Consider the following 2,902-nt stretch of genomic DNA (forward strand, 5'->3'; position numbering starts at 1 on the left):
CCTTTACCTACAACGCTTACGATCGTTGGGATAACTGGCAGTTCGATACCGCGTACATGGATTTTGTCGGCGAGTTCGACGCGCTGGGCGTTAGCCATCAGCTGCTGGTTGGTGCCAACTGGTTAGGCTACTACTACAAGACTCAGAGCGAGTACCTGAAAGGTTACGAAGCGACGGTGGGTCAGCCAATGGACAAGCCAGCTGAACTGCACTATAGCAACGGTAAAGTGAAAGATCCGACAGAGCGTGATTCTTACGGTATCTATCTGCAGGATATGATCACATTCAATGATCAGTGGCAGGTACTGGCCGGTGTTCGTTTTGACAAAACCGAGACCAGTGAAGATACCTACAACAACGTATTGCCGAAAGCCGGTGTGATCTACCATCCGATGTCTAACGGTTCAATCTACCTGACCTATTCCGAGAGTTTCGAGCCGGAAGATCCGGTTGATGACAAGACGGATGTTAACGATGGTATGGAGCTGGATCCGGTTAAAGGCAAGTTGTACGAGTTGGGGACCAAGTGGGAATTATTGGATAATCAATTATTTGTATCAGGTGCCATCTTTGATATCACCCAGGAAAACAAAGTACTGACGGAAACCGTTACCGGTGTTGCAGACAAAGAGACAATCACTACACAGGTTGGTGAGCAGAAGCACCGTGGTGCTGAGCTGAGCGCTTCTGGTTTTGTTACTGACAAACTGGCGTTGAATGGTAGCATGACATACCTTGATGCAGAGATTGTCGATCCGACAGATGCATCGAAAGATGGTAAGCGTCCGGCGGATGTACCTGAGCTATCGGCAAGCATTTGGTCTCGTTACGCAGTAACCAATAATACGGATGCGAACCTGGGTGTGATTTACATCGGTGACCGTTACGGTGATTCGCAGAACACATACAAGAAAGACGGATATACGCGTGTAGATGCAGGTGTGGCTCATACGATTAAATATGATCAAAACCTGGATGTTATTATGCGACTAAATGTTGAAAACGTCTTCGACAAGGATTATCTGGCAGGCGGCAGCCAGACCAAAACGATTTTGGGTGAAGGCCGTAACTATATGGCAACACTACAATTCCGTTACTAATGGAATAAGTGAAAAGGGAGAAGTTTCGGCTTCTCCCTTTTGTAGTGTTAATGCTGAAAATTGTTTAAATGATATTCGTTTTCAATTAACATTGAATCTCGTTACCCGGCATTGTCGGGCGTATTTGTTTTTAACATATGTGAAATTCACGGAGTGAATTTTTTATTTTTGTGCATTCTCTTAAGAAATTAACTGCCAGATGAACGTAAAAAAAACTAGCCTCGCGTTGATGATGATCGGCCTTTGCGCGGGCGTAAACGCCGATAACCTCGATAATGCCCGAGCGATTGAAAGTAAGATCAACGCGGCATCATCAAAGAGCCAGAAGAAAATTGATAAGAGCGCCGAAGCAACTCTGTCGACCATGGCTGAGATTGAACAGCTTCAGGAAGAAGTAAAAAACCTGACGGTGTACCGTGATCACCTTGCGCGCTTGGTAGACAGTCAAAATGCCGAAGCAGAAAGCCTTAATGAGCAGATCACGGGCATCAAGGAGACGCGACAAGGCGTTGTGCCTTTGATGTACAACATGATCGAAGGGTTGAAAGACATTGTTGCCAATGACAAGCCTATTCGTCATGACCAGCGTCTGGCTCGTATTGCCAAGCTAGAGCTGATGATGGCGCAGGCTGATATCAGTGATGCAGAGAAGTATCGTCGTATTCTGGAGTCTTACCAGATTGAAATGGATTACGGCACTAAGATGGGAATTTTCCAGGGGCAGGTAGCGCTTTCCGAACAGGAAAAGATAGAAGCTGATCTGCTGTATCTGGGCCGTATTTCGCTTGTGGCTCGTAGCCTGGACGGTAAACGCTACTGGGCGTGGAATGACAGCCAGAACGACTGGCAGGCACTTGATTCGCAGTTCTCTACCGATATCGATAAGGCGTATGCCATCGCCTCAAAGCAGGCCGCTCCGAGTCTGATCACCTTGCCTGTATCTGTTAACGTGGAGACGAAATAATGAAAATCAAAGCGTTAGCAACAGCTCTATGTCTATTTACACTTCCGTTTACTGCCTCTGCCACTGACTCGCTGGTCGAAAAAACACAACAGGCGCAGAAAGTACAAGCGACTCACAATGCCGAGCGTGAAGCAGGCTTTAAATTAACGGAAAAGCAGGTCAAAGCAAAACTGGCTGCCTTAAAAGCACAGCGTAGCCAGTTGCAGAAAGAAACAGAGCTGCTTAGCGAGACATTCAGCAACAATGAGAACAAGTTGGCACAGCTGGAAGAGCAGCTTCGCCTTGAAACGGGCAGCCTGGGGGAGCTTTTTGGTGTTGTACGTCAAGCTGCCAAAGATCTTGATGCAGAGATGGCGTTCTCGGTCACCAGCGCCGATCGCAAAGGCTACCATTCTGTAGTTGAACAAATTGTTGATGCCAAAGCTTTGCCATCGATGTCTCAGCTTAATGGCCTGTGGCTGGGAATGACCGATCAGATCACGGCAAGCTCAGAGCTACGTGATGTATCGGTTCCTTATATCAACGGGGAAGGCTACCAGTCTGATACGCAAGCCTACCGATTGGGTAGTATTGGTTTGATTGGTGAGCAAGGTTACCTGGCGTGGGACGGCAAACGACAAGTTGCTAAGCCATACCTGAAACAACCAGAAGGCGGGCCAGCCTATGCGAGCCTTAATAGCTTGGTGCAATCAGGGTTGCAAACAGCGGTTGTCGACCCGTCTCGCGGCATCATGCTGGAGCAACTGGCTAACTCGCCTGAGCTGAAAGATCGTCTTGAGCATGGTGGTGTTGTGGGCAAGATCATACTTGGTCTGCTTGCTGTCGGTGTCATTATTGC

At 47.8% G+C, this 2,902-nt stretch carries 2 protein-coding genes and 1 pseudogene; all 3 read left to right on the forward strand.

Annotation, left to right across the window (positions count from 1 at the left end; genetic code table 11):
- Positions 1–1,100: TonB-dependent siderophore receptor (locus MHN01_RS23020; protein ID WP_239413679.1), on the forward strand; the 1,100-nt coding region annotated here is incomplete at its 5' end.
- Positions 1,101–1,299: 199 nt separating this feature from the next.
- On the forward strand, positions 1,300–2,064 hold the full coding sequence (locus tag MHN01_RS23025) for a DUF3450 domain-containing protein (RefSeq protein WP_239413680.1): 765 nt from the start codon (positions 1,300–1,302) through the stop codon (positions 2,062–2,064).
- Positions 2,064–2,902: pseudogene (locus MHN01_RS23030) on the forward strand (flagellar motor protein MotA); the annotation flags it as partial. The gene MHN01_RS23025 and the pseudogene MHN01_RS23030, both read left to right, overlap by 1 nt.

Source organism: Photobacterium sp. OFAV2-7 (assembly GCF_022347985.1).
GTDB lineage: Bacteria > Pseudomonadota > Gammaproteobacteria > Enterobacterales > Vibrionaceae > Photobacterium.